Origin of the sequence: Gordonia alkanivorans NBRC 16433 (genome assembly GCF_000225505.1) — a bacterium.
In the GTDB taxonomy this organism is placed as follows: Bacteria; Actinomycetota; Actinomycetes; order Mycobacteriales; family Mycobacteriaceae; genus Gordonia; species Gordonia alkanivorans.
Genome location: NZ_BACI01000123.1, coordinates 1 through 490, shown reverse-complemented (window position 1 = coordinate 490; position 490 = coordinate 1). Strand labels below are relative to the sequence as shown.

Here is a 490-nt window from a genome sequence, read left to right as displayed (position 1 = left end):
CCATCGCCCGACTCACTTTCGCCGGCGACCGACAGATCATCGAGATCGCCGACCGCGACCTACCCCACAAGACCGGCCACCGCAGCATCACCCAGTTCATGACCCACCGCCTACGCGTGGCCGACCCCATGCGCCGCACCAAACAACGCCACGCGACCGCCACCCACCTCAGCCCGACCGGCGAACCACTCGAACCCGAACGCCCCGCTCTGGCAGAGGCATTGGCCGACGGCAAGGTCAGCACCTCCCACGTCCGGGCAGTACTCGACGTCCTCGACCAGATCCCACACGCCGTCGACCACGACGTAAAGGTCGCCGCCGAACGACAGATGGCCGAGATCGCCGTCGACCACACCCCCGCCGACATCACCGCCCTCGGTGCACGACTGCTGGCCCACCTCGACCCCGACGGCACACTGACCGACGACACCGACCGCAAACGTCGACGCAATCTGTCGGTCAACCGGCAACGCGCCGACGGCACCGCCCA

The 490-nt window shown here is 68.2% G+C and carries 1 protein-coding gene; it reads left to right on the top strand.

From position 1 onward, the window contains the following. Positions 1-490, top strand: a 490-nt coding sequence (locus GOALK_RS22825) for a DUF222 domain-containing protein (protein ID WP_006361216.1), incomplete at both ends; no start/stop codon positions are given.